The organism is Amycolatopsis sp. CFH S0740, assembly GCF_004522315.1.
In the GTDB taxonomy this organism is placed as follows: Bacteria; Actinomycetota; Actinomycetes; order Mycobacteriales; family Pseudonocardiaceae; genus Amycolatopsis; species Amycolatopsis nivea.
This window is the reverse complement of the sequence record NZ_SDLS01000009.1, coordinates 1-18,261: the sequence shown is the minus strand read 5'-3', so window position 1 is coordinate 18,261 and position 18,261 is coordinate 1. Positions and strand designations below refer to the sequence as shown.

Annotated in this window: 18 protein-coding genes; 8 read left to right on the top strand and 10 right to left on the bottom strand. The window is 68.4% G+C overall.

What is annotated here, in order from left to right; all coding sequences use genetic code 11:
• Window positions 1–145: 145 nt before the first annotated feature.
• Window positions 146–406, bottom strand: a complete 261-nt coding sequence (locus EIZ45_RS17320) for a DUF397 domain-containing protein (protein ID WP_037712143.1) — start codon at window positions 404–406, stop codon at window positions 146–148.
• Between the two features lie 481 nt (window positions 407–887).
• Between EIZ45_RS17320 and EIZ45_RS17315 the strand changes: the two genes are divergently transcribed.
• Entirely contained in the window at window positions 888–1,124 is a 237-nt protein-coding gene (locus EIZ45_RS17315; RefSeq protein ID WP_037807502.1) for a hypothetical protein, read from the top strand.
• A gap of 615 nt (window positions 1,125–1,739) precedes the next feature.
• Here the strand turns inward: EIZ45_RS17315 and EIZ45_RS17310 are convergent.
• On the bottom strand, window positions 1,740–2,588 hold the full coding sequence (locus EIZ45_RS17310; protein WP_037807500.1) for an SAM-dependent methyltransferase: 849 nt from the start codon (window positions 2,586–2,588) through the stop codon (window positions 1,740–1,742).
• 120 nt (window positions 2,589–2,708) lie between these two features.
• On the opposite strand from EIZ45_RS17310, the gene EIZ45_RS17305 reads away from it, so the two are divergent.
• Window positions 2,709–3,863 (top strand): glycosyltransferase, encoded by a 1,155-nt coding sequence (locus EIZ45_RS17305; protein WP_167756479.1) that lies wholly within the window; start codon window positions 2,709–2,711, stop codon window positions 3,861–3,863.
• On the opposite strand, the gene EIZ45_RS17300 is transcribed toward EIZ45_RS17305, so the two are convergent.
• Window positions 3,823–4,677: a helix-turn-helix transcriptional regulator gene (locus tag EIZ45_RS17300; protein WP_037712135.1), complete on the bottom strand. Its 855-nt coding sequence runs from the start codon at window positions 4,675–4,677 to the stop codon at window positions 3,823–3,825. The two genes, EIZ45_RS17305 and EIZ45_RS17300, sit on opposite strands and share 41 nt — an antisense overlap.
• 283 nt (window positions 4,678–4,960) lie before the next feature.
• Between EIZ45_RS17300 and EIZ45_RS17295 the strand changes: the two genes are divergently transcribed.
• The gene (locus EIZ45_RS17295) at window positions 4,961–5,878 is read left to right on the top strand and encodes an MBL fold metallo-hydrolase (RefSeq protein ID WP_134663632.1); all 918 of its coding nucleotides are present in this window, start codon (window positions 4,961–4,963) and stop codon (window positions 5,876–5,878) included.
• A gap of 56 nt (window positions 5,879–5,934) precedes the next feature.
• Window positions 5,935–7,371, top strand: a complete 1,437-nt coding sequence (gene gndA / locus EIZ45_RS17290) for an NADP-dependent phosphogluconate dehydrogenase (RefSeq protein WP_043840368.1) — start codon at window positions 5,935–5,937, stop codon at window positions 7,369–7,371.
• Window positions 7,372–7,425: 54 nt separating this feature from the next.
• Here gndA and EIZ45_RS17285 read toward each other — a convergent pair whose 3' ends face one another.
• Window positions 7,426–8,148: a Clp protease N-terminal domain-containing protein gene (locus tag EIZ45_RS17285; protein WP_037807731.1), complete on the bottom strand. Its 723-nt coding sequence runs from the start codon at window positions 8,146–8,148 to the stop codon at window positions 7,426–7,428.
• 32 nt (window positions 8,149–8,180) lie between these two features.
• Window positions 8,181–9,167: a DUF5937 family protein gene (locus EIZ45_RS17280; RefSeq protein ID WP_167756478.1), complete on the bottom strand. Its 987-nt coding sequence runs from the start codon at window positions 9,165–9,167 to the stop codon at window positions 8,181–8,183.
• Between the two features lie 70 nt (window positions 9,168–9,237).
• Between EIZ45_RS17280 and EIZ45_RS17275 the strand changes: the two genes are divergently transcribed.
• Window positions 9,238–10,389, top strand: a complete 1,152-nt coding sequence (locus EIZ45_RS17275) for an MFS transporter (RefSeq protein ID WP_134663631.1) — start codon at window positions 9,238–9,240, stop codon at window positions 10,387–10,389.
• On the opposite strand, the gene EIZ45_RS17270 is transcribed toward EIZ45_RS17275, so the two are convergent.
• The 3 genes from EIZ45_RS17270 to EIZ45_RS17260 form a co-directional block, all read right to left on the bottom strand.
• Window positions 10,349–11,521 carry a 4-hydroxybenzoate 3-monooxygenase gene (locus tag EIZ45_RS17270; RefSeq protein WP_037807491.1) on the bottom strand — a complete coding sequence of 391 codons (1,173 nt, stop codon included), beginning with the start codon at window positions 11,519–11,521 and terminating at the stop codon, window positions 10,349–10,351. The two genes, EIZ45_RS17275 and EIZ45_RS17270, sit on opposite strands and share 41 nt — an antisense overlap.
• Window positions 11,522–11,533: 12 nt before the next feature.
• Complete coding sequence (locus tag EIZ45_RS17265) at window positions 11,534–12,757, bottom strand: NAD(P)/FAD-dependent oxidoreductase (RefSeq protein WP_037807487.1); 1,224 nt, start codon at window positions 12,755–12,757, stop codon at window positions 11,534–11,536.
• 67 nt (window positions 12,758–12,824) lie between these two features.
• Window positions 12,825–13,904: an erythromycin esterase family protein gene (locus tag EIZ45_RS17260; RefSeq protein ID WP_134663630.1), complete on the bottom strand. Its 1,080-nt coding sequence runs from the start codon at window positions 13,902–13,904 to the stop codon at window positions 12,825–12,827.
• 88 nt (window positions 13,905–13,992) lie between these two features.
• On the opposite strand from EIZ45_RS17260, the gene EIZ45_RS17255 reads away from it, so the two are divergent.
• Entirely contained in the window at window positions 13,993–14,664 is a 672-nt protein-coding gene (locus EIZ45_RS17255; protein WP_134663629.1) for a MerR family transcriptional regulator, read from the top strand.
• On the opposite strand, the gene EIZ45_RS17250 is transcribed toward EIZ45_RS17255, so the two are convergent.
• Entirely contained in the window at window positions 14,665–14,973 is a 309-nt protein-coding gene (locus EIZ45_RS17250; RefSeq protein ID WP_134663628.1) for an NIPSNAP family protein, read from the bottom strand.
• Window positions 14,970–16,091 carry a 5-methyltetrahydropteroyltriglutamate--homocysteine S-methyltransferase gene (locus EIZ45_RS17245; RefSeq protein WP_134663627.1) on the bottom strand — a complete coding sequence of 374 codons (1,122 nt, stop codon included), beginning with the start codon at window positions 16,089–16,091 and terminating at the stop codon, window positions 14,970–14,972. The genes EIZ45_RS17250 and EIZ45_RS17245 overlap by 4 nt, the downstream gene beginning before the upstream one ends.
• Before the next feature lie 75 nt (window positions 16,092–16,166).
• Here EIZ45_RS17245 and EIZ45_RS17240 point away from each other — a divergent pair, with 75 nt between their 5' ends.
• Window positions 16,167–17,507: a nucleobase:cation symporter-2 family protein gene (locus EIZ45_RS17240; RefSeq protein WP_167756476.1), complete on the top strand. Its 1,341-nt coding sequence runs from the start codon at window positions 16,167–16,169 to the stop codon at window positions 17,505–17,507.
• Window positions 17,508–17,761: 254 nt separating this feature from the next.
• Window positions 17,762–18,261: pyridoxal-dependent decarboxylase (locus EIZ45_RS17235; protein WP_205671774.1), on the top strand; the 500-nt coding region annotated here is incomplete at its 3' end.

Genomic DNA, 18,261 nt, shown 5'->3' with positions numbered 1-18,261 from the left:
CTCAACCTACTCAGCCGGCGACCCTCGCCAAGCCGACATTGAACCCACATCGCCCGGCGCCCACGGTGACCGGAGCGCCGCCACACTCCACCCGATCGAGTGACTGTTTGCGAATCGCTCTCAGTCGAGACCTCGTCGTGGTGGACTACTCACTCGGCGGCAGGTCGAACTGACCAGCCTTGACCGCGACGAGGAAGGCGTCCCACTCGCCACGGTCGAACACCAGCACCGGGCTCGCGGCGAGCTTCGTGTCGCGCACGCCGATCAGGCCGGGACGGGAGAGGTTGACCTCGACACAGTTTCCGCCGTTGGGCTCGCTCGCGAACGACTTCGCCCAGGCCGCGGCCGCGAACAGCGACTCTGCCGTGTCCGGGTCGTAATCCTGGGGCGACGGATAATCCGCCATGGGTCGTCCACCTCCGAGCCTTGTGCAGGGCGTGCGCTCTGATGCACGTCCCCGGCTTCTTTGCGTCACTACGGAGCAAACCGCAGGGCCAAGCGGGTGATCAACTCGACCCGATCTCGACATGAAGATTATTCCAGGAGTAGGATTAATCGCAGCGATCGGGGCGTCAGTGGTGGGTGAATGGCTTGCGACATTCAGCCCAACACCGGCAGCACCGGCCCGGGCACCCGGCCCGGGCGGCGGAACAGCCGCGAGATATCGGGAGGAGTGCGGATGCGAGCCGACCTGTGCGAACCGGTGAGCCGATCCGCCAGCCTCGCCGGAATCGGCGCTGGTCCAGGTGCTGCGACGACCCTGCGGAGACACCGCAACGGAGCGGTTTCCCTGGTGCCCGGCGTTGACCCGTCGAGCGCGAACCACCCCGATCCAGCCGGCGCCGACCCGCGCCGGTTCCCGTTATCCGAACTGGGGGTGTGATCCCATGGCCGTACGGCTCACCACGCTTTTCCGCCGTGAGGACGAACACACTCGCGGCCGGCGTGGGATCAATCACGAATTGCGCAACCGGTTCGGGTTCAGCCTGATCCAGGCCCCGCTGCGCAGCCCGATGGTTGTGGACACCGAGATCGAAGTACCGGCTCCGCGCCAAGCGGACACCGTCCACTCCACCCGCCACTGTCGCGAGACACGAGTACCGATTCTCCACGGGCTCGGCTGAGCCGAATCCCGCATCGTCCACGCTCCCCGGAATTCGTTGCCCGGGGAGCGTTTTTGTGTCCGGGGTCGGGTTGCTGGAAGGTCCAGACCACCAGCGGTCTAGACCATGCGCGCCGGGCTGGGTGCATCCGGCACCACATCGGGTGCTTCGTCCCTGCCACTCGCCGCCATCGGTGGAAGCGCTGCGGTGCTTGATCAACGCACCGAACGCCACATTGGGTGCGTCGCATGCACCCAATGCCACATTGGGGGTTTTCTCGGCGGTCGTCGCGTGCGGCGGCGTTGCGGCGATACGCAGCATCAAGCGGGCCGCGCGACTTCCCCAATCCCGCCGACGTCTGTGAGGGGAACCCTCACGACATGCGCACTGGCCGGATCGCGCCTATCGACGAGGGACGGCTTCACCCGCCGCGCTCGCGGAGGTTTCCGCCCCTCCCTCAGCGGGCGGGCACCCGGCGGCAAGGGTCCGTGAAGGGCTCCTTGAGGGAATCTGATTCCCTCAAGGAGCCCTTCACGGACCTAACGCGAGAGACGGAGCTGGCGCACACCGCGCTACTGAAGAAAACCCCAACGGGTCGTCAGCGCCGGACGGTCACGGCGAGCCGGAACGGCAGCGTCAGGGCTTACGGCCCAGCGCGCAAATCCCGCCGCTGAACGAGGGGTCGTCCGACATCCGGTCGCCCGCGCTCGAGTCGCCCGCTTCCGGGTGCCAGGCCGACACCCACGAGATGCCCGGTTCCACCAGTTCCAGCCCGGAGAAGAACTCCCCGAACTCCGCGCGCGAGCGGTAGTGGAACGGCGTGCTCGACTGCTGGTACTGCTTGTGGATCGCGTCGCGGCGTTCGCCGTCGTTCGTCGGGACGCCGTCGTCGGTCAGGTGCGAGGACAGGAAGTACGAGCCGGACGGCAGCAGCGACAAATACTTCTGCACGATCTCCAGCGCGGGCTCGTCGCGGCCGATGAAGTACAGCACTCCGACCATGATCAGGCCGATCGGGCGCTTCGGGTCGAGGACGCCGGTGTCGAGCGCGCGCGGCCAGACGTCGGCCGGGTTGCGCAGGTCGCCGTGCAGCACCGCGTGCCGGTCGGCGACTCCGTCGCGTTCCAGCAGGATCTGCGAATGCGCGACGGCCACCGGTTCGTTGTCGACATAGACACAGCGCGCGTTCGGGTTCACCGAGGTGGCGATCTCGTGCACGTTGCCGACCGTGGGCACGCCGGAGCCGATGTCGAGGAACTGGTCGATGCCCTGTTCGGCCATGTACCGCACGCCGCGGCCGAGGAACTCGCGGCCGGCCCTGGCGATGGTCTTGATCATCGGAAAGGTCTGGACCGCCCGTTCGCCGAACTCGCGGTCGATCGCCCAGTTCGCGGTGCCGCCGAGGAACCAGTCGTAAATCCGCGCCGCGTTCGGCCGATCGAGGTCGACGCCCTCCGGGGCTTCCGGATCCGGTGCCTGAGTCATCAGCTTCCCCTTCCGTGCGGGTACCAGTGTGCCCACTCGCCGCGGTCGCGCGCCGCCGCCCCCGGCAACCGCCCGAAAATGCCACGACTCCGGTACATCCGGGCCACTAGGTTGGGATGGATGCGCATTCTTTTCTCGTTCGTCGGCGGTCGCGGCCACTTCGATCCGATGGCGCCGGTCGCGCGAGCGCTTGCCGCACGCGGCCATACCGTAGCCGTCGCGGGCGGCGGTTCGCACGTGCCCGCGCTCGCCAAAGCCGGGTTCACGACCTTCGCGGTCAACGAGCCACGCGAAGCCGAGGCGACGCGGCAGCCGATGCCGCCGGTCGATCCGGCGCGCGACGACTGGGAAATCCGGGAACTGTTCGCCCGCCGCGCGACCCGCAAACACGTGCCGGTGCTGCTGGAGCTGGCCCGGGAATGGCGACCGGACCTGATCGTCCGGGACGAAGTGGACTTCTCCGCCGCGATCGCCGCCGAGGTGCTGGGTCTGCCGTGCGCCACTGTCCTGGTGCTCGCCGCGGGAACGTTGCTGCGCAAGGAACTCCTCGCCGAACCGCTCGCGGAAGCTCGCGCGGCGCACGGTCTGCCGGACGATCCGGAGCTCGAAATGCTGACCCGCGGCCAGGTGCTTTCGCCGCTCCCGCCGTCCTTTCGGGACCCCAGCTCGCCGCTGCCGCCCAGTACTTTCTCGTTCCGCCAAGGAGATCCGGTCGCACCGCGGCAACCCGCCGGGAAGCCGCACGTGTACTTCACGCTCGGCACCAACTTCAACCTCGAGTCCGGCGACCTCATCGAGCGCACCCTCGCCGGGTTGGGCCAGTTGGACGCGGAGGTGACCGCCACCGTCGGCACCCAGATCGACCCCGCCGAGTTCGGACCGCAACCGGCGCACGTCCGCGTGGAACGGTTCGTCCCGCAGGCCGAACTGTTGCCGCGCCTCGATTTGATGATCTCGCACGCCGGGTCCGGCAGCGTGATCGGCGCGCTCTCGCACGGTCTGCCGTCGCTGCTCTTCCCGATGGGCGCCGACCAGCCCGGCAACGCCCGGCGCTGCGCCGCGCTGCACGTCGGCCGCGTGCTCGACCCGGAAACGTCCACTCCGGACGAAATCCGCCAAGCCGCCGCGGAGTTGCTGGCCGACTCCAGTTACCGCGAGGCGGCGCGTCGCGTACAGGCGGAGATCAACGCCCTGCCCGCCGCCGAAGCCACCGTGCCCGTACTCGAAGCACTGGTCACATCATCTGCGAACGGTAGCTTTCCGCCAGCTCCTTGAGGAACTGCCGCGTCTCGCCCCGCTCCAAGGCCGCGCCGCGCAGGCGGTCCCACGAGTCCACGAAGATGTTGAAGTCCTTCACGTCGTCGAGGTACAGCCCGCCCGCGGAGTGTTCGATGTAGACGAAGTCGCGGGTGCGGTCCGGGAACCGCATGATCGTGAAGTCGTTGGGCACCGCGGCGAGCTTCGCGCTGAAGGGCAGCACGTGCACGTAGACGCGCGGGTGCCGGTCGAGCGCGAGCAGGTGCTCCACCTGGTCCAGCATCACCGCGGGCGCGAACCCGCCGGGTGCGCGGCGCAGCGCGCCCTCGCTGATGATGAACCGGTAGTACGGCGGCTGCTGCTGGTCGAACACCGCCTTGCGGTCGAGCCGGTTGCGCACCAGCGACGTGACGTCGGTGGCTCCCGCCTCGGTGAACTGCTTGAGCATGTAGTGCTCGGACTGCAGCGGCCCCGGCACGCGCTCGCCGTGCCAGGTAAGGATCTCCGCGGCGGCGGGCTCGAGGTCGGTGAAGGTGCGGAACCAGTGCGGCACCACCGACCGGTAGCCCGACCAATGGCCGCGCTGCCCGGCCGCGGCCCGGGCCAGGTTCATCAGAGTGTCGGCCTCTTCGCCGTTGATCCCGAACGCGTTCAGCATGGTCCGCACATCTCCGAGCTTGACCCCCACCGCACCGGACTCGATCTTGTTGACCTTGCCCTGGGTGCAGCCGAGTACCTCGGCGACTTGCTGCTGCGTCATCTTCGCGGCGTTTCGAGCATGCCTGAGCTCATTGCCGAGCTGCTTGCGGCGCGAGGTGACGGTGCTCGCCATCTCCCCTTGCTCTCCTGAACCACTACTGCCGACGGGCTCTCCGCCGGACCGCGAACTACGAACCACCCAGGCCACTGCGACCCAACGGAGTTCGATGATGACACCCGGCAGCGTTTCAGGAAATGCGCGAGAACGCCAGTCACCCGGCATGTCACCCTGCCGGAGCAGTGGATTCCCGGCGCCCCGGACATCTCGGCTACTCCATTCGGACTAAGAGGAGACTTCCGGGCACAGCTGAGCCGCGGACTCCCCGCGCCGGCGGCCGGGACGGCATAGTGTCGGCGTGATCGATCGATCCCCCGGCGCGGCGAGCGTCAAACAGCTGGCAGACGGCGCGTTCGGCTACGTCCAGCCCGACGGTTCCTGGTTCATCAACAATTGCGGCTTCGTCGACGCCGACGGGCACGCTGTGCTTATCGACACATGCGCGACCGAACGACGTACGCGGGCCCTGCTTTCGGCCGTCGGCGACACCGTCGGCCCGGTCACGACGCTCGTCAACACCCATCACCACGGCGACCACACCAACGGCAACTATCTGGTCGGCGGCGCCACCGTCGTCGGCCACCGCAAGACCCGCGAGACGCTGCTGGCCGACGGGATCCAGCGGTATGAGGGCGTCTTCACCGACAGCGACTGGGGCAAGCTCGAACTGCGCGTGCCCGACCTGGTCTTCGACGACACCGTCACGCTCTACGCCGGGCAGACCCGGATCGACCTCATCCACCCTGGCCACGCCGCGCACACCACCAACGACGTCCTGGTCTGGCTGCCCGAGCAGCGGCTGCTGTACGCGGGCGACCTGGTGTTCAACGGCGGCAGCCCGTTCGCGCTGATGGGCTCGGTGGCGGGCTGGCGGGCCGCGCTGAACGTGATCCGCGAACTCGACCCGGCGCTCATCCTGCCCGGTCACGGTCCGGTGTGCGGGCTCGAAACGGTGGACGCGGTCGACGACTACCTGGAGTTCGTCCAGCGCGCGGCGGAAACCGGCAAGGCGGCCGGGCGCTCGCCGCTGGAACAGGCGAAGGCGACCGACCTCGGCCGGTTCGCCGAGCTGACCGAGCAGGAGCGGCTCGCCGGGAACCTGCACCGGGCGTACGCCGAACTCGACGGCGAAGGGTGGGGTGCGCCACTCGATCTGGTGGCTCCGCTGAAGGACATGCTGGCCTGGAACGGGGGCCCGATCCGCTGCTTCTCGTGAGCACCGGTTTTGTGGCTAGGCTCGGAATCCGGCAGAGGTTTTCGGAAAGGTTTCGGATGAGCAAGAAGGCGAGCATCGGGGTCACCGGCCTCGCGGTCATGGGCCGCAACCTGGCGCGGAACCTGGCCCGGCACGGGCACACGGTCGCCCTGCACAACCGCTCCGAGGAGCGCACCCGCTCGCTCGTCGAGCAGTTCGGCGACGAAGGCGACTTCATCCCGGCGTACTCCGCGCAGGAGTTCGTCGACGCGCTGGAGCGGCCGCGGCAGATCGTGATCATGGTGAAGGCGGGCGGCCCGACCGACGCCGTCATCGAGGAGTTCGCGCCGCTGCTGGAGCCGGGCGACGTGATCGTGGACGCGGGCAACGCGCACTTCGCGGACACCCGCCGCCGCGAGCAGGCGCTGCGCGAACGCGGCCTGCACTTCGTCGGCACCGGCGTGTCCGGCGGCGAGGAAGGCGCGCTGCACGGGCCGAGCATCATGCCCGGCGGGTCGAAGGAGTCCTACGAGTCGCTCGGGCCGCTGTTCGAGGACATCTCGGCGAAGGTCGACGGCGAACCGTGCTGCACGCACGTCGGCGCGGACGGGGCCGGGCACTTCGTCAAAATGGTGCACAACGGCATCGAGTACGCCGACATGCAGCTGATCGCCGAGTCGTTCGACCTGCTGCGCGGCGCGGCGGGCTACTCGCCAGCGGAGATCGCCGACGTGTTCGGCACCTGGAACACCGGGCGGCTCGACTCGTACTTGATCGAGATCACCGCCCAGGTGCTCAAGCACGTCGACGGCGCGTCCGGCAAGCCGTTCGTCGACGTGGTCGAGGACGCGGCGGAGCAGAAGGGCACCGGCCGCTGGACCGTGCAGATCGGGCTCGACCTCGGCGTGCCGATCAGCGGCATCGCGGAAGCCGTGTTCGCGCGGTCGCTGTCCGGGTCGACGGGATTGCGTTCGGCCGCACGCGGTCTGGGCGGCCCGAAGCGCACGCCGCTCACTGGGTCGGCGCTGGAGACCTTCGCGGACGACGTCGAGCAGGCGCTGTACGCGTCGAAGGTGGTCGCGTACGCACAGGGCTTCAACCAGATCCAGGCAGGCGCCGCGGAGTACGGCTGGGACATCGACCTGGGCCGCGTCGCGTCGATCTGGCGCGGCGGCTGCATCATCCGGGCGAAGTTCCTGAACGACATCACGTCCGCCTACGCCGCGGAGCCGGGCCTCCCGACGCTGCTCACGTCCGGCGGTTTCCGTGCGGCGGTCGAAAACGCGCAGGACTCGTGGCGCTCGGTCATCTCGACGGCGGTCCGCCTGGGCATCCCGACGCCCGGCTTCTCGACCGCACTGGCGTACTACGACGGCCTCCGCGCGGACCGGCTGCCGGCCGCGTTGGTGCAGGGGCAGCGCGACTTCTTCGGCGCGCACACCTATCGGCGGGTGGACCGTCCCGGCTCGTTCCACACGCTGTGGGCCGGGGACCAGTCTGAGGTCGAAGCCTGATTTTTGGTGCTGCGGAAGGGCTCTCCCCGGTTTTCGGGGAGAGCCCTTCTTTTGTCATTTCTGCATGGTGCTGAGAATTTCCGCGAGGAATTCCTTGATCTTCGTTTCGGCCTTTTCCTTGTCGACTCCCAGGGCGGCAAGGACTTCGTAACCCGCGCCCTCGCCTTGTTCCAGCAAGGCAAGGAGAATGTGCTCGGTGCCGATGTAGTTGTGCCCGAGCCGCAGCCCCTCGCGCAGAGTGAGTTCGAGAGTTTTCTTGCCCGCAGCCGCGAACGGCACCTTCTCGGGAGCCCCGTCGACCGGCTCCGGCAGCCTCGCCTCGGCGGCTTCCCTGACCGCATCGAGGGTTATCCCCTGCGCGACAATCGCTCCCGCCGCCAGCGCGTCGGGTTCGGAAAGCAGGCCAAGCAGCAGGTGCACGGTGTCGATCTCGGGGCTCTTGTTGTCGATAGCCGCCTGCTGAGCCGCGACGACCACGTGCCGCGCGCGGTCGGTGTAGCGGCCGAACATGCGTTGTATTCCACCGGATGAATCGTCGCTCTTCGGAACGAATCTCTTCTGGGCGGCTTGTTTGGTCACGCCCATACTGGCCCCGATGTCGGTCCAGGACGCCCCGCTGCGGCGAGCCTGGTCGACGAAGTGGCCGATGAGGTGGTCAGCGACGTCGCCGAGATGCTGGCCGACGTAGACGGCGTCGGTGAGCTGGGCGAGGGCGTCTTTTTCGTTGTTGGCTTTGATGGCGCTGATGAGGTCGTCGAGCTTCACGGAGTCGGTCATGGCGTCAACTGTAGGTTGACGATTGGGTTGCGTCAACCTTTGGTTGACCAGGTGGGCAGCGTGTCCTTGGGAGCGGCATTGGCTTGGAGCAACGCGTCGCCCAAGGCTGTGCGGCGGTAAAGCACGCGGTGCCGGCTGCGGTCGTTGGTCAGAAGTCCGGCCGCGCCCAGGGTGGTCAGGTGCGCGGACACTGTCGCCGGAGCGAGGCGCAACTGCTGGGCGAGGTCGACGGTCGCGGAGGGCCGGTCCAAGCGTGCGAGCAGGAGCGCGCGCGTCCGGCCGAGGAGATTGGTCAGCGCTTCCAGCGGTTCCGTTGGCGTGGCCCACAACGACGCGACGCCGCGGGCGGGATACAGCAGGGCTGGCTGCCACGGCGGCACAGTCACCACCCCGACATTCGGCCACGCGAACACGGCCGGGATGAGCAGCAACCCGCGCGCGTCGATGTCCAGGCGTTCCCGGGATCGGAGGTCGACGAGGATCGACGTCCCGGCCAGCCTCACGCCCGGATGCAGTTCGGCCAACGCCTTCGTGAGCCCGCCCTCGCCGAGAAGCCGCGTTCGGTGCGCGATGTCGGCCGCGAGCAGTTCGCGCAGCGCGGGCCAGGCCGGTGCGAGCAATGCGTTCCAGACGGTCTCGAGTTGGTCGGCGAGCAGGTCCCGTGCGGCGGCCGGGTCGTCGGGCAGGGCGCTCAGGTCGGCGTCGACCATCGCCAGTTCCAGTGCGACCTGGGAAGGCGGGGTGGCACGAACGGCGTTCAGTTGTGTTTCCGCGGTCGTTTCCGGACCGTCAGGAGGCGGGCTCAAGAACTCCGTGATGTAGTGCCGTGCGTTCAGCACTGTCGCCAACTCGGAGATGCCGAGGTCGGCCAGGGCGGGTGCGCTGGACACCCACGGCAGGTGTGCCGGATGTCCGCGAACGCCCAGCAGGGTCTGCACTGCGCCGAGCACTTCCTCCAGCGGCGAGATCGCGAACCGGACGCGCTGACTGCCCGCCGCGGTCATGACCAGCTTTATCACGACCGAGCCACAACATTCGCTTCCACCCGAATCACTATGCCGCGCCTCGCGGCCCAGCGAGCGTATTCGCATGTCAGTGCTCACTCATCGGGCGTATTGGCGCTGGTCGGCTGGGGTCCAGTGCGCCCGGCTCCCGGCGACGATGACACCGCTCGCGTTCACTCTGCTGACCACGGCTACCACTGGGTCGTACCGGCTCGGCGGCGTTCTGATGGCGGTCTACGTCGCCGCGGAAATGGCGAGTGCGGTGCCGCTCGCACGGTTGCTGGACCGCGTCGGCGTGTCCCGCGGCCTGACCGGGTTGCTGCTGCTGGCCGCAGCGGGATTTGCCCTGCTCACGGTTGCCGCGGCCGCACATGCACCGGATGCCGTGCTCCTCGGGCTCGTCGTGGTGCCCGGTGCCGCGGCAAGTGCGTCGTCCGGCGGCTTTCGGACTCTGCTGGCCGACGTGGTCGACGACGATCAACTGCCGAGGGCCGTGTCGCTCGACGCGGTTGTCCTCGAATGCGTCCTGGTCGGCGGGCCGGCGTTGGTTGCCCTGTTCGCGCTGGCTGGACCGCTGCCGCCGTTGGCCGCCATGACCGTCGCGTACCTGCTGGCTGCGGCGCTGGTCCCGCGCCGCGCGGGTGTGCACCACCGGGCCGAGGTCACCGATGATGTCCCGCCGCGACCGCTGACCGTCTGCCTGCCGTGGCTGTGCTGTGCGTTCACCGTCGGGCTGCTGCTGTCCACGATCGAGGTCGCGCCGTTGCCGCTGGTCCATCGCCTCGGCGCGCCCGATCCGGCCGCGCCGGCGGTGATCGCCGTGCCCAGCGGGGCCAGCATCGCGGGCAGCTTGCTTTGCGCGTGGCGAGGGAAGACTGGCGACCCGCGGCTCTTCCTCGCCGGCCTTGCGGCTGGCGGACTCGTGCTCGCAGCAGACCTTGGCTGGCCCGGTTTGGTGGGCTCGCTGACGCTGATCGGCGGATGCACTGGGCCGCTGGTGGCCGCGACCTCGGTCAACCTTCAGCGACTGCTGCCGAAGAATCGCCGGTCAGCAGGGTTCTCGCTGTCGTTCACCGTGCAGGCGTGCGGGTTTGGTCTTGGGTCGCTTGCCGTAGGGGTGCTGCCGTTGTCGCTCGCGCCGCTGTTCGGTGTCGTCTCCGCAGCCATCACCGCCGGAATGCTGGCGGCCGACACGCTCAGGCGAACGGCAACCCCACGTAATTCTCCGCCAAACTAGTAGCCGCCGCCCTAGACGAAGCCGTATACCGCAGCTGCGACAGCTGCAACTTCCGAGCAAACGCGTCCGCCCCCGGGTCCACGTGCAGCATCGTCGTCATGAACCACGAGAAGTGCTCCGCCCGCCACACCCTGCGCAGGCAAGTGTCCGAATAGGACTCCGCCAGCGACGAATCCCCCTGCAGCAAAGCCACCAAAGCCCGCGACAGCACCACCACATCCGCGACTGCCAGGTTCATTCCCTTAGCCCCGGTCGGCGGCACGATGTGCGCCGCGTCGCCAGCCAGGAACAACCGGCCGTGGCGCATGGGCTCTGTCACGAAGCTCCGCATCGGCGTGATGCCCTTGTCCAGGATCGGCCCCTCCTGCAGGGTGAACTCACCATCGACCGCCAGGCGCGTCGACAGTTCCGTCCAGATCCGGTCATCCGACCAGGCCGCCAGGTTCTCCCCTGGATCGACCTGAAGGTACAGCCGCGTGACGTCCGGGGAACGCATGCTGTGCAAGGCAAATCCGCGCGGATGATGGGTGTAGATCAGCTCCTCGTGCGACGGCGGCGTCCGCGCCAGAACGCCCAGCCAAGCGAAGGGATACTCCCGTTCAAAAGTAGTCAGCACACCGTCCGGAATGGACGGACGGGACACGCCGTGGAAACCGTCGCAGCCTGCTACGGCGTCGCATTCCAGGGTTTGCCAGGCACCAGAGGAATCCCGGTACCGCACAACGGGGCGCGAAGTGTCCACTGAGGACAGTGAAACCTCGGAAACCTCAAAGTGCAGCGGCAAATCCGCGGCCTCGTGCGCATCCACGAGGTCTTTCACGATCTCCTGCTGCCCGTACACCGTGATCGCCTTGCCGGTCAGCTCGGTGAGTGCGATGCGGTGATCGGCACCGTCGAACCGAAGCGAGAAACCCTCGTGCGGCAAGCCTTCCGCGGCCAATCGACCGCCGAGGCCGATCTCGGTGAGCAAGTCGACCGTCGGTTGTTCGCATACCCCAGCGCGCACGCGTTGCCGCACGTACTCGCGGTCGCGGGCTTCGAGCACGACAGCCTCGACACCCGCCTGGTGCAGCAAATACGACAGCAGCAACCCGGCCGGGCCGGCACCGATCACGGCGACCTGCGTGCGCAACGGAACCTCCGATCAAGCCGCGGTGCGCGACTTCAGGTGTGCTTTCAGATCAAACGAGCTGGCTTCCAGATCCGCGTACGCCGGATGCGGTTCCGCTGCGAAAAGCCGGCGCGCGGCGATGTGGTCCGGCGCGCGGTTGACCGATTCGACGGCGATCAGCACGTCGTCGCGGAAGGACAGCACGGAGAACTTCCCGGCCGACCGGTCACCGGTGACCACGGTCCGGTCTGCGGCGTCGAGGATGCCCGCGATCTGCAGTTTCGCGCCGGTCTGGTCGGTCCAGAACCACGGCAGGCTGTCGTAGCGCGCGGGTTCCCCGGCGATCGCCGCGGCCACCGAACGGGCCTGGTCGACGGCGTTCTGCACGGATTCCAACCGGGTCGCGGCACCGGCCTGCACGCACGGGAAGCACGCGCAGTCGCCGATCGCGAAGATCTTCGGGTCCTCGGTGCGCAGGTGCTCGTCCACGACCACGCCGTTGCGCACCTCGAGCCCGGCTGCCTCGGCCAACGTCGTCTCAGGCAGCACGCCGACCGCGACGACCACGAGGTCCGCAGGCAGCCGTCGTCCGTCGGACAGCTCAACCGACTCCACGTGGCCGGACCCGTGCAGCGCGGTGACCCCGACGCCCAGCAACAGCGTGTGCCCAGCCGCCCGGTGGTGTTCGGCGAAGAATTCCGAGATCTCCGGCGACGCGACCCGAGCCAGCAGCCGGTCCTGCGCCTCCACCACGGTGACCGGACGGCCGGCGTGCGAGGCGAACTCCAGCCCGATGAACCCGCCGCCGATCACCACGACCTCGCCCGCCGCGTCCAGCGAAGCCCGCAGCCGGTCGGCGTCCTCGCGGGTGCGCAGCATCAGCACGCCGTCGAGGTCGGCGCCGGGCACCGGCAGCGCACGGTTGCGCGCGCCGGTGGCCAGCACCAAATGGTCGTAACCCAGCTCCGTACCGTCCTCGAGCCGCACTTTCGCCGCGTCCCGGTCGATCGCGGCGACCCGGCCGCGGACCAGCTCGATGTCCTTCTCGGCGAAGTAGTCCTCCGGCCGCAGCACCAGCTGCTCTACGCCCGCGCTGCCCGCCAGGTACGCCTTCGACAGCGGCGGCCGCTGATACGGCACCCCCGGCTCGTCCCCGATCAGAACCACGCGGCCGGCGAACCCCTTGTCCCGCAAGGACGCCGCGGCCTGGAAGCCGCTTTGCCCGCTGCCCACGACGAGAACGGTCTCGGTGCTCATCTCGCTCCTCCCGACATCCCGGGCTCCATCTGAGCACACCTCGGCCAAGATCGTCGAGGAGCGGCGGTCACACCCGGTGCAGGAACGCGATCGCGTCCGCCGCCTCGACCGCGTCGAACGGCAGATACCCGCGTCCGTCGCCGGTCCGCGCGGGCAGATCGGGGTCGATTCCGGCGGTTTCGACCAGTTCACGGTCCTGGACCGTCGCGGCGAGATACGCCTGCAGCGTCCCCGGCGCGGGGTCCTCTACTCCATCTGACGAGCCGAAATCGGTGGCAATGAACACATACCGGGCACCGAGCCGGTGCGCGACCTGCGCGCCCGCGCTCCACCATTGCGCACCCATCATCGAGGCCGCGCGCCGTTGGAGGTGCTGGTTGTGCGCGGAGACGAAGGCGCCCGGCAACGCGAGCAGGTTGTCCGCCATCATCGCGTCGCGCTGCGCCCCGAGCCGGCCCATCCGTTCCGGCGAGGTGTCGGCCATCAGCGAGTGGTAGCGGCAGAGCCCGACCACGGTCCGGGCGAGCAGATCGCCACCGTCGGGCAACGCGGGCCGAGCCCGTTCGAAGTGGCTCGCGAGGTCGTCGGCGATTAACCGCAGCTCACGCGCTTCCGGACTGTCCCCTTTGGACTTCGCGCCGTCCCACATCGCTGCTTCGCTCGCCCATGCCGCGTCGTCGCCAGCCAGCCGCTCGATGGTCGCGACGTCGTGCGGCACGTCGTCGAGATGCTGGGCCAGGAAGCCATGCAGTTCGGTGAGCACGGCGCGCGGGCTGGGTGCGCTGGCCATCTCCAGGGGAGCGTCGAAGCCGTGGAAGTGCACCTGGTCTTCGGGCGCGCGACCGGCGTTGTGGGCCCGCATCCACTCGACCAGCGCGCGGTTGGAGGGGAACGCTCCGAAACCGTGGCTGAACCCGGTGGCCAGCACCTTGTCGAGGTCGCCCTCGCCGGTGGTCACGTAGCGGTCGACGAGGCGTCCGGCCAGGCAGTCGCTCTCCAGCGCGATCGAGCGGTAGCCGTGTTCGAGGACGAGGTGCTGGAAGATTTCGTTGCGGAACAACGGGAACGCCTCGGTCCAGTGCGTGGGTTCGCCCAGGCCGAGCAGGGTCGGCGAACGGTGGGCGAGGAAGTCGTCGAAGGTCTTCATTGCTTTGACCGTATCGTTGAACTCTCTGTTGGCACTTCTCCGTGAATCACCTGGTTGAATAGCGGGAAACCCTCAAACCGGAGGTGACATGCGTCCGAAGGACCTCGCCCGCGAGCACGGCTTGTCGACCCAGGCCGTCCGCAACTACGAGGAGGACGGCATCCTCCCGCCCGCCGAGCGCGGACCGCAGGGCTACCGGACGTACACCGAGCACCACGCGCAAGCGTTGCGCACCTTCCTCGCCCTGCGTCCCGGCTTCGGCCACGCCCGCGCGGCAGCAATCCTCCGCGCAGTCAACGAGCGTTCGGAAGACACCGCGTTCCAGCTGATCGACCAGGGCCACGCTGAACTGCTGCGCGACCGCGGCACCCTCACCGAGGTCGAACACGCGCTGCGGAACCTGACCCAGGAGCCGGACGTCCGCGAGACCGTCCCGTCGATCGGCGCGCTCGCGCACCAGCTGTCCGTGCACCCCGCCACGCTGCGCAAATGGGAGGCCGCCGGGATCCTCCAACCGGAGCGCGACCGAGCCGGAAACCGCCGCTACCCACCGCCCGCGGTCCGCGACGCCCGCCTCGCGCATCAACTCCGCCGCGGCGGCTACCCGCTCGCCCGGATCGCCGCGGTGCTCGAGCAGGTCCGGCACGCGGGCGGGGTCGCGCCGTTGGAAGAAGCCCTGCGTACCTGGCGTTTCCGGCTCAGCGCCCGGGCGCACGCGATGCTGGACGGGGCCGCCCAGCTGTCGCGCTACCTCGCCTGATCAGTCCGGCAGCAACGGCCGCATGAACGTCCGCCGGTACCGGATCACGCACCCGCTCTCGTCGCGGATCCGGTCCGCCGCCACGAACTCCGGGTCCACTCCGAACAATGTCCGGTACCGCTCGTACGCGGCCAGGCTTTCGAAGCTGAACAACGCCCTGGCCTCGTCGCTCGCCCCTTCCGCGGGCAGGAAATACCCGTGGTGCACCCCGCCCTCGCGCTGCACGAGACGCATCCACTCGGCGGCGAACCGTTCGAAGTCCGCGATCTTCTCCGGGTCGATCACGTAGTCGACAACGCAGGTGATCACGAACGACCCCAGACCCGCTCCGCCGTCGAGACGATCAGCTCCAGCTTCCGCAGCTGCTCAGTGGCGGTCAGGTCGTTTCCCTCCTCCGTGGAGGAAAACCCGCATTGCGGCGACAGGCACAGCTGGTCCACGTCCACATACCGCGACGCTTCCTCGATCCGCCGCACCAGCGCGTCCGGGTCTTCCAGCTCTGGCCGTTTGCTGGTCACGAGCCCGAGCACGACCCGTTTTCCCTTCGGCACGAACCGCAACGGCTCGAAACCGCCGGAGCGTTCGTCGTCGTACTCCAGGAAGAAGCCGTCCACCGCCAGCTCGCCGAACAGCGCTTCGGCGACGAACTCGTAGCTCCCGGACGCCACCCACGACGAGCGGAAATTGCCGCGGCACAGGTGCGTCGTCACGGTCAGGTCGTCCGGTTTCCCGGCGAGCGCGGCGTTGATCGTCGAGATGTTGCGCAGGTGCATGGTGTCCGGGTCGCTGCCCATGCGCGCGACGAGTTCGCGCTGCTTCGGGTCGTTGAGGTACGCGAGGCTGGTGTCGTCCAGCTGCAGATACGTGCAGCCCAGCGCGCTCATCGCACGCAACTGTTCCGCGTACGCCGCGCTGAGGTCGGTGAAGAACTCGTCCAGCTCCGGGTACACGGTTTCGCTCACCGCCGCCCGGCCGCCGCGGTAATAGACCATGCTCGGCGACGGGATGGTCAGCTTCGGCGTGATGCCCGGGTCGGTGTGCGCCTTCAGGAACTCGAAGTGGTCGGCGAAGATCGGCTCGTCGAGCCGCACCTTGCCGTCGACCTGCAGCCCCGGCGGGCTGAACTCCAGGTCGCCGGCCAGATTGTGGAATTTCACGTGCAGCCGCTCGTCGCTGCGCGAGACGCCGCCGAGCGCGTAGATGAAGTCCATGTGCCAGGAGGACCGGCGGAACTCGCCGTCGGTCGCCGATTCCAGCCCGGCCGCCTTCTGCATCTTGACGACGTCGCGGATCGCGTCGTCCTCGACGGCTCGCAGCTGTTCGGCGGAGATCTCCCCAGCCGCGTGGTCGCGCCGCGCTTCGCGCAGTACCGCCGGCCGCAGCAGGCTCCCTACATGATCGGCACGGAACGGAGGTCGTGCAGTCATGTCTGGCATGGTCACACACAAACCGGCGGTATGTGCAGCGATAATCCGGCGGGACCCACACCGAAGGAGCCGCTCATGACCAACGCCGCGCACCCGGTCGACCGGGGCCTCCCCGCCGGACGGCTGCTTCTGCTCGGACTGCAGCACATGGCGATCATGTACACCGGCTGCATCGCCGTGCCGCTGGTCATCGGCAGTGCACTGCACCTGGACAACGCGTCGATCGCGCTGCTGGTGAACGCCGACCTGTTCGTCGCCGGACTGGCCACTTTGGTCCAGTCGGTCGGCATCGGACGGCTGTTCGGCGTGCGCCTGCCGGTCGTCGCGGGCGCGACGTTCACCGTGGTCAACCCCATGATCCTGATCGCCGCGCAGTACGGCCTCACCGCGGTGTACGGCGCGATGATCGCCTCCGGCGTCTTCGGGCTGCTGATCGCCCGGCCGTTCGCCGCGCTGATCCGGTTCTTCCCGCCGCTGGTGTCCGGGACGCTGCTGCTGGTCATCGGCATCTCGCTGCTCGGCCCCGGCACGGCGATGATCGGCGGCCACGACACCGGCGACCCGTCCTACGGCGATCCGGCGAACCTCGGGCTGGCGTTCGGCGTGATCGCGCTGGTGGCGCTGTTCACCCGGGTGCTGCGCGGCTTCCTCGGCCAGATCGGCCCGCTGGTCGCGCTGATCGCCGGCGTCCTGATCGCGATCCCGCTCGGCCGCACGCACTTCTCCGGCGTCGGCGACGCGAGCTGGTTCGGGCTGGCCTCGCCGTTCCACTTCGGAGCGCCGACGTTCCCGGTCGCCGCAGTGGTGTCGATGTGCGTGGTGATGCTGGTGTCGTTCACCGAGACCACCGCGGACCTGATCGCGGTCGGCGAGATCACCGGCCGTCCGGTCACGCCCGCCGACCTTTCGCGCGGCCTCGCCACCGACGGCCTGTCCGCGATCTTCGGCGGTTTTATGAACTCCTTCCCGGACACCGCGTTCGCGCAGAACGTCGGACTGGTGCAGATGACCGGCGTCCGCAGCCGCTGGGTGGTCGCGACAACCGGCGGCATGCTCGTCGTGATGGGCCTGGTGCCGAAGATCGGCGCGTTCATCGCCGCGATCCCGGAACCGGTCGTCGGCGGCGTCGCGGTGGTGATGTTCGCGATGGTCGGGGTGGTCGGCGTGCAGACCCTCAAGAAGGTCGATTTCTCCGGCAACCACAACGCTTTCGTGGTCTCGGTCGCGCTCGGCGTCGGCTTGCTGCCCGCGTTCGGCCTCGACCGGTTCGGCAACTCGGTGTTCTTCCAGCACTTCCCCGCCTGGCTGCGGACGATCTGCGGCAGCCCGATCACCGTCGCCGCCGTGCTGGCTTTTGTGCTGAATCTGCTGTTCAACCACCTTGGCCGGAAGCGCGAGGAAGACCTGCTGCCGTAAGCAGCCGGTCCGGGAGCTTGGCTCCGATACCCGGCTCGATCGGCCTGTTCAGCAACACCCGCAGGACATCGGGTCGACCGAACCCCTTGCCCCACAACCCTTTCGCGGTACCGCCGTTCGGCCGCAGCCCGTGATCATGTCCCGCCGCCCTAGATTTCTCCGACCGTTCGGGCAGTTCTTCCCGCGCCCTATTCGCGCACCACCTCAACCATGACACCTTGTGCCCCAAACGACCTCCGGACAGAAGAGGGCGCATGGACGGCACTTCCCTCATTCTCAATTCCGCCGAACGGACCAGAGCCGCCGAACTTCTGGCCCGGTTCACCGACAGCTACGAAAATTCACTCACCAGTCGCCCGATCGCCCCCGACGCGGACCGGGAAACGCTGGCTAAACTGTTAGCGGAACCGTTCCCGGAAGAAGGCCTTGGCGTAGAAGCGTTCTTCGCCGACGTCGTCGACCGCATCGTGCCCTACACCACCACGATCGCGCACCCAAGGTTCCTCGCCTACGTACAGGGTCCGCCAAACGGCATCGGTGCGTACGCCGAAGCAATTGCCGCAGTGCTGAACCAGAACTGCAATCTGTGGCAGATCTCCCCAGCCGCCAACGTAATCGAACGCTCCGTCATGGACTGGCTGGCCGGCCTCTTCGCCCTGGGCCCGGCTTCCGGAGGCATCCTCACCAACGGCGGTTCCGGAGCCACAATGAGGAGTTTTCATCCTGGTTTGTGCTGGTCAGGGTGTTGGGTGGG

What these genes read in the sequence shown, in the direction of transcription:
- EIZ45_RS17320 (WP_037712143.1), bottom strand. Translation starts at nt 406, where the DNA reads ATGGCGGATTATCCGTCGCCCCAGGATTACGACCCGGACACGGCAGAG.
- EIZ45_RS17315 (WP_037807502.1), top strand. Translation starts at nt 888, where the DNA reads ATGGCCGTACGGCTCACCACGCTTTTCCGCCGTGAGGACGAACACACT.
- EIZ45_RS17310 (WP_037807500.1), bottom strand. Translation starts at nt 2,588, where the DNA reads ATGACTCAGGCACCGGATCCGGAAGCCCCGGAGGGCGTCGACCTCGAT.
- EIZ45_RS17305 (WP_167756479.1), top strand. Translation starts at nt 2,709, where the DNA reads ATGCGCATTCTTTTCTCGTTCGTCGGCGGTCGCGGCCACTTCGATCCG.
- EIZ45_RS17300 (WP_037712135.1), bottom strand. Translation starts at nt 4,677, where the DNA reads ATGGCGAGCACCGTCACCTCGCGCCGCAAGCAGCTCGGCAATGAGCTC.
- gndA (WP_043840368.1), top strand. Translation starts at nt 5,935, where the DNA reads ATGAGCAAGAAGGCGAGCATCGGGGTCACCGGCCTCGCGGTCATGGGC.
- EIZ45_RS17285 (WP_037807731.1), bottom strand. Translation starts at nt 8,148, where the DNA reads ATGACCGACTCCGTGAAGCTCGACGACCTCATCAGCGCCATCAAAGCC.
- EIZ45_RS17275 (WP_134663631.1), top strand. Translation starts at nt 9,238, where the DNA reads ATGTCAGTGCTCACTCATCGGGCGTATTGGCGCTGGTCGGCTGGGGTC.
- EIZ45_RS17265 (WP_037807487.1), bottom strand. Translation starts at nt 12,757, where the DNA reads ATGAGCACCGAGACCGTTCTCGTCGTGGGCAGCGGGCAAAGCGGCTTC.
- EIZ45_RS17260 (WP_134663630.1), bottom strand. Translation starts at nt 13,904, where the DNA reads ATGAAGACCTTCGACGACTTCCTCGCCCACCGTTCGCCGACCCTGCTC.
- EIZ45_RS17255 (WP_134663629.1), top strand. Translation starts at nt 13,993, where the DNA reads ATGCGTCCGAAGGACCTCGCCCGCGAGCACGGCTTGTCGACCCAGGCC.
- EIZ45_RS17245 (WP_134663627.1), bottom strand. Translation starts at nt 16,091, where the DNA reads ATGACTGCACGACCTCCGTTCCGTGCCGATCATGTAGGGAGCCTGCTG.
- EIZ45_RS17240 (WP_167756476.1), top strand. Translation starts at nt 16,167, where the DNA reads ATGACCAACGCCGCGCACCCGGTCGACCGGGGCCTCCCCGCCGGACGG.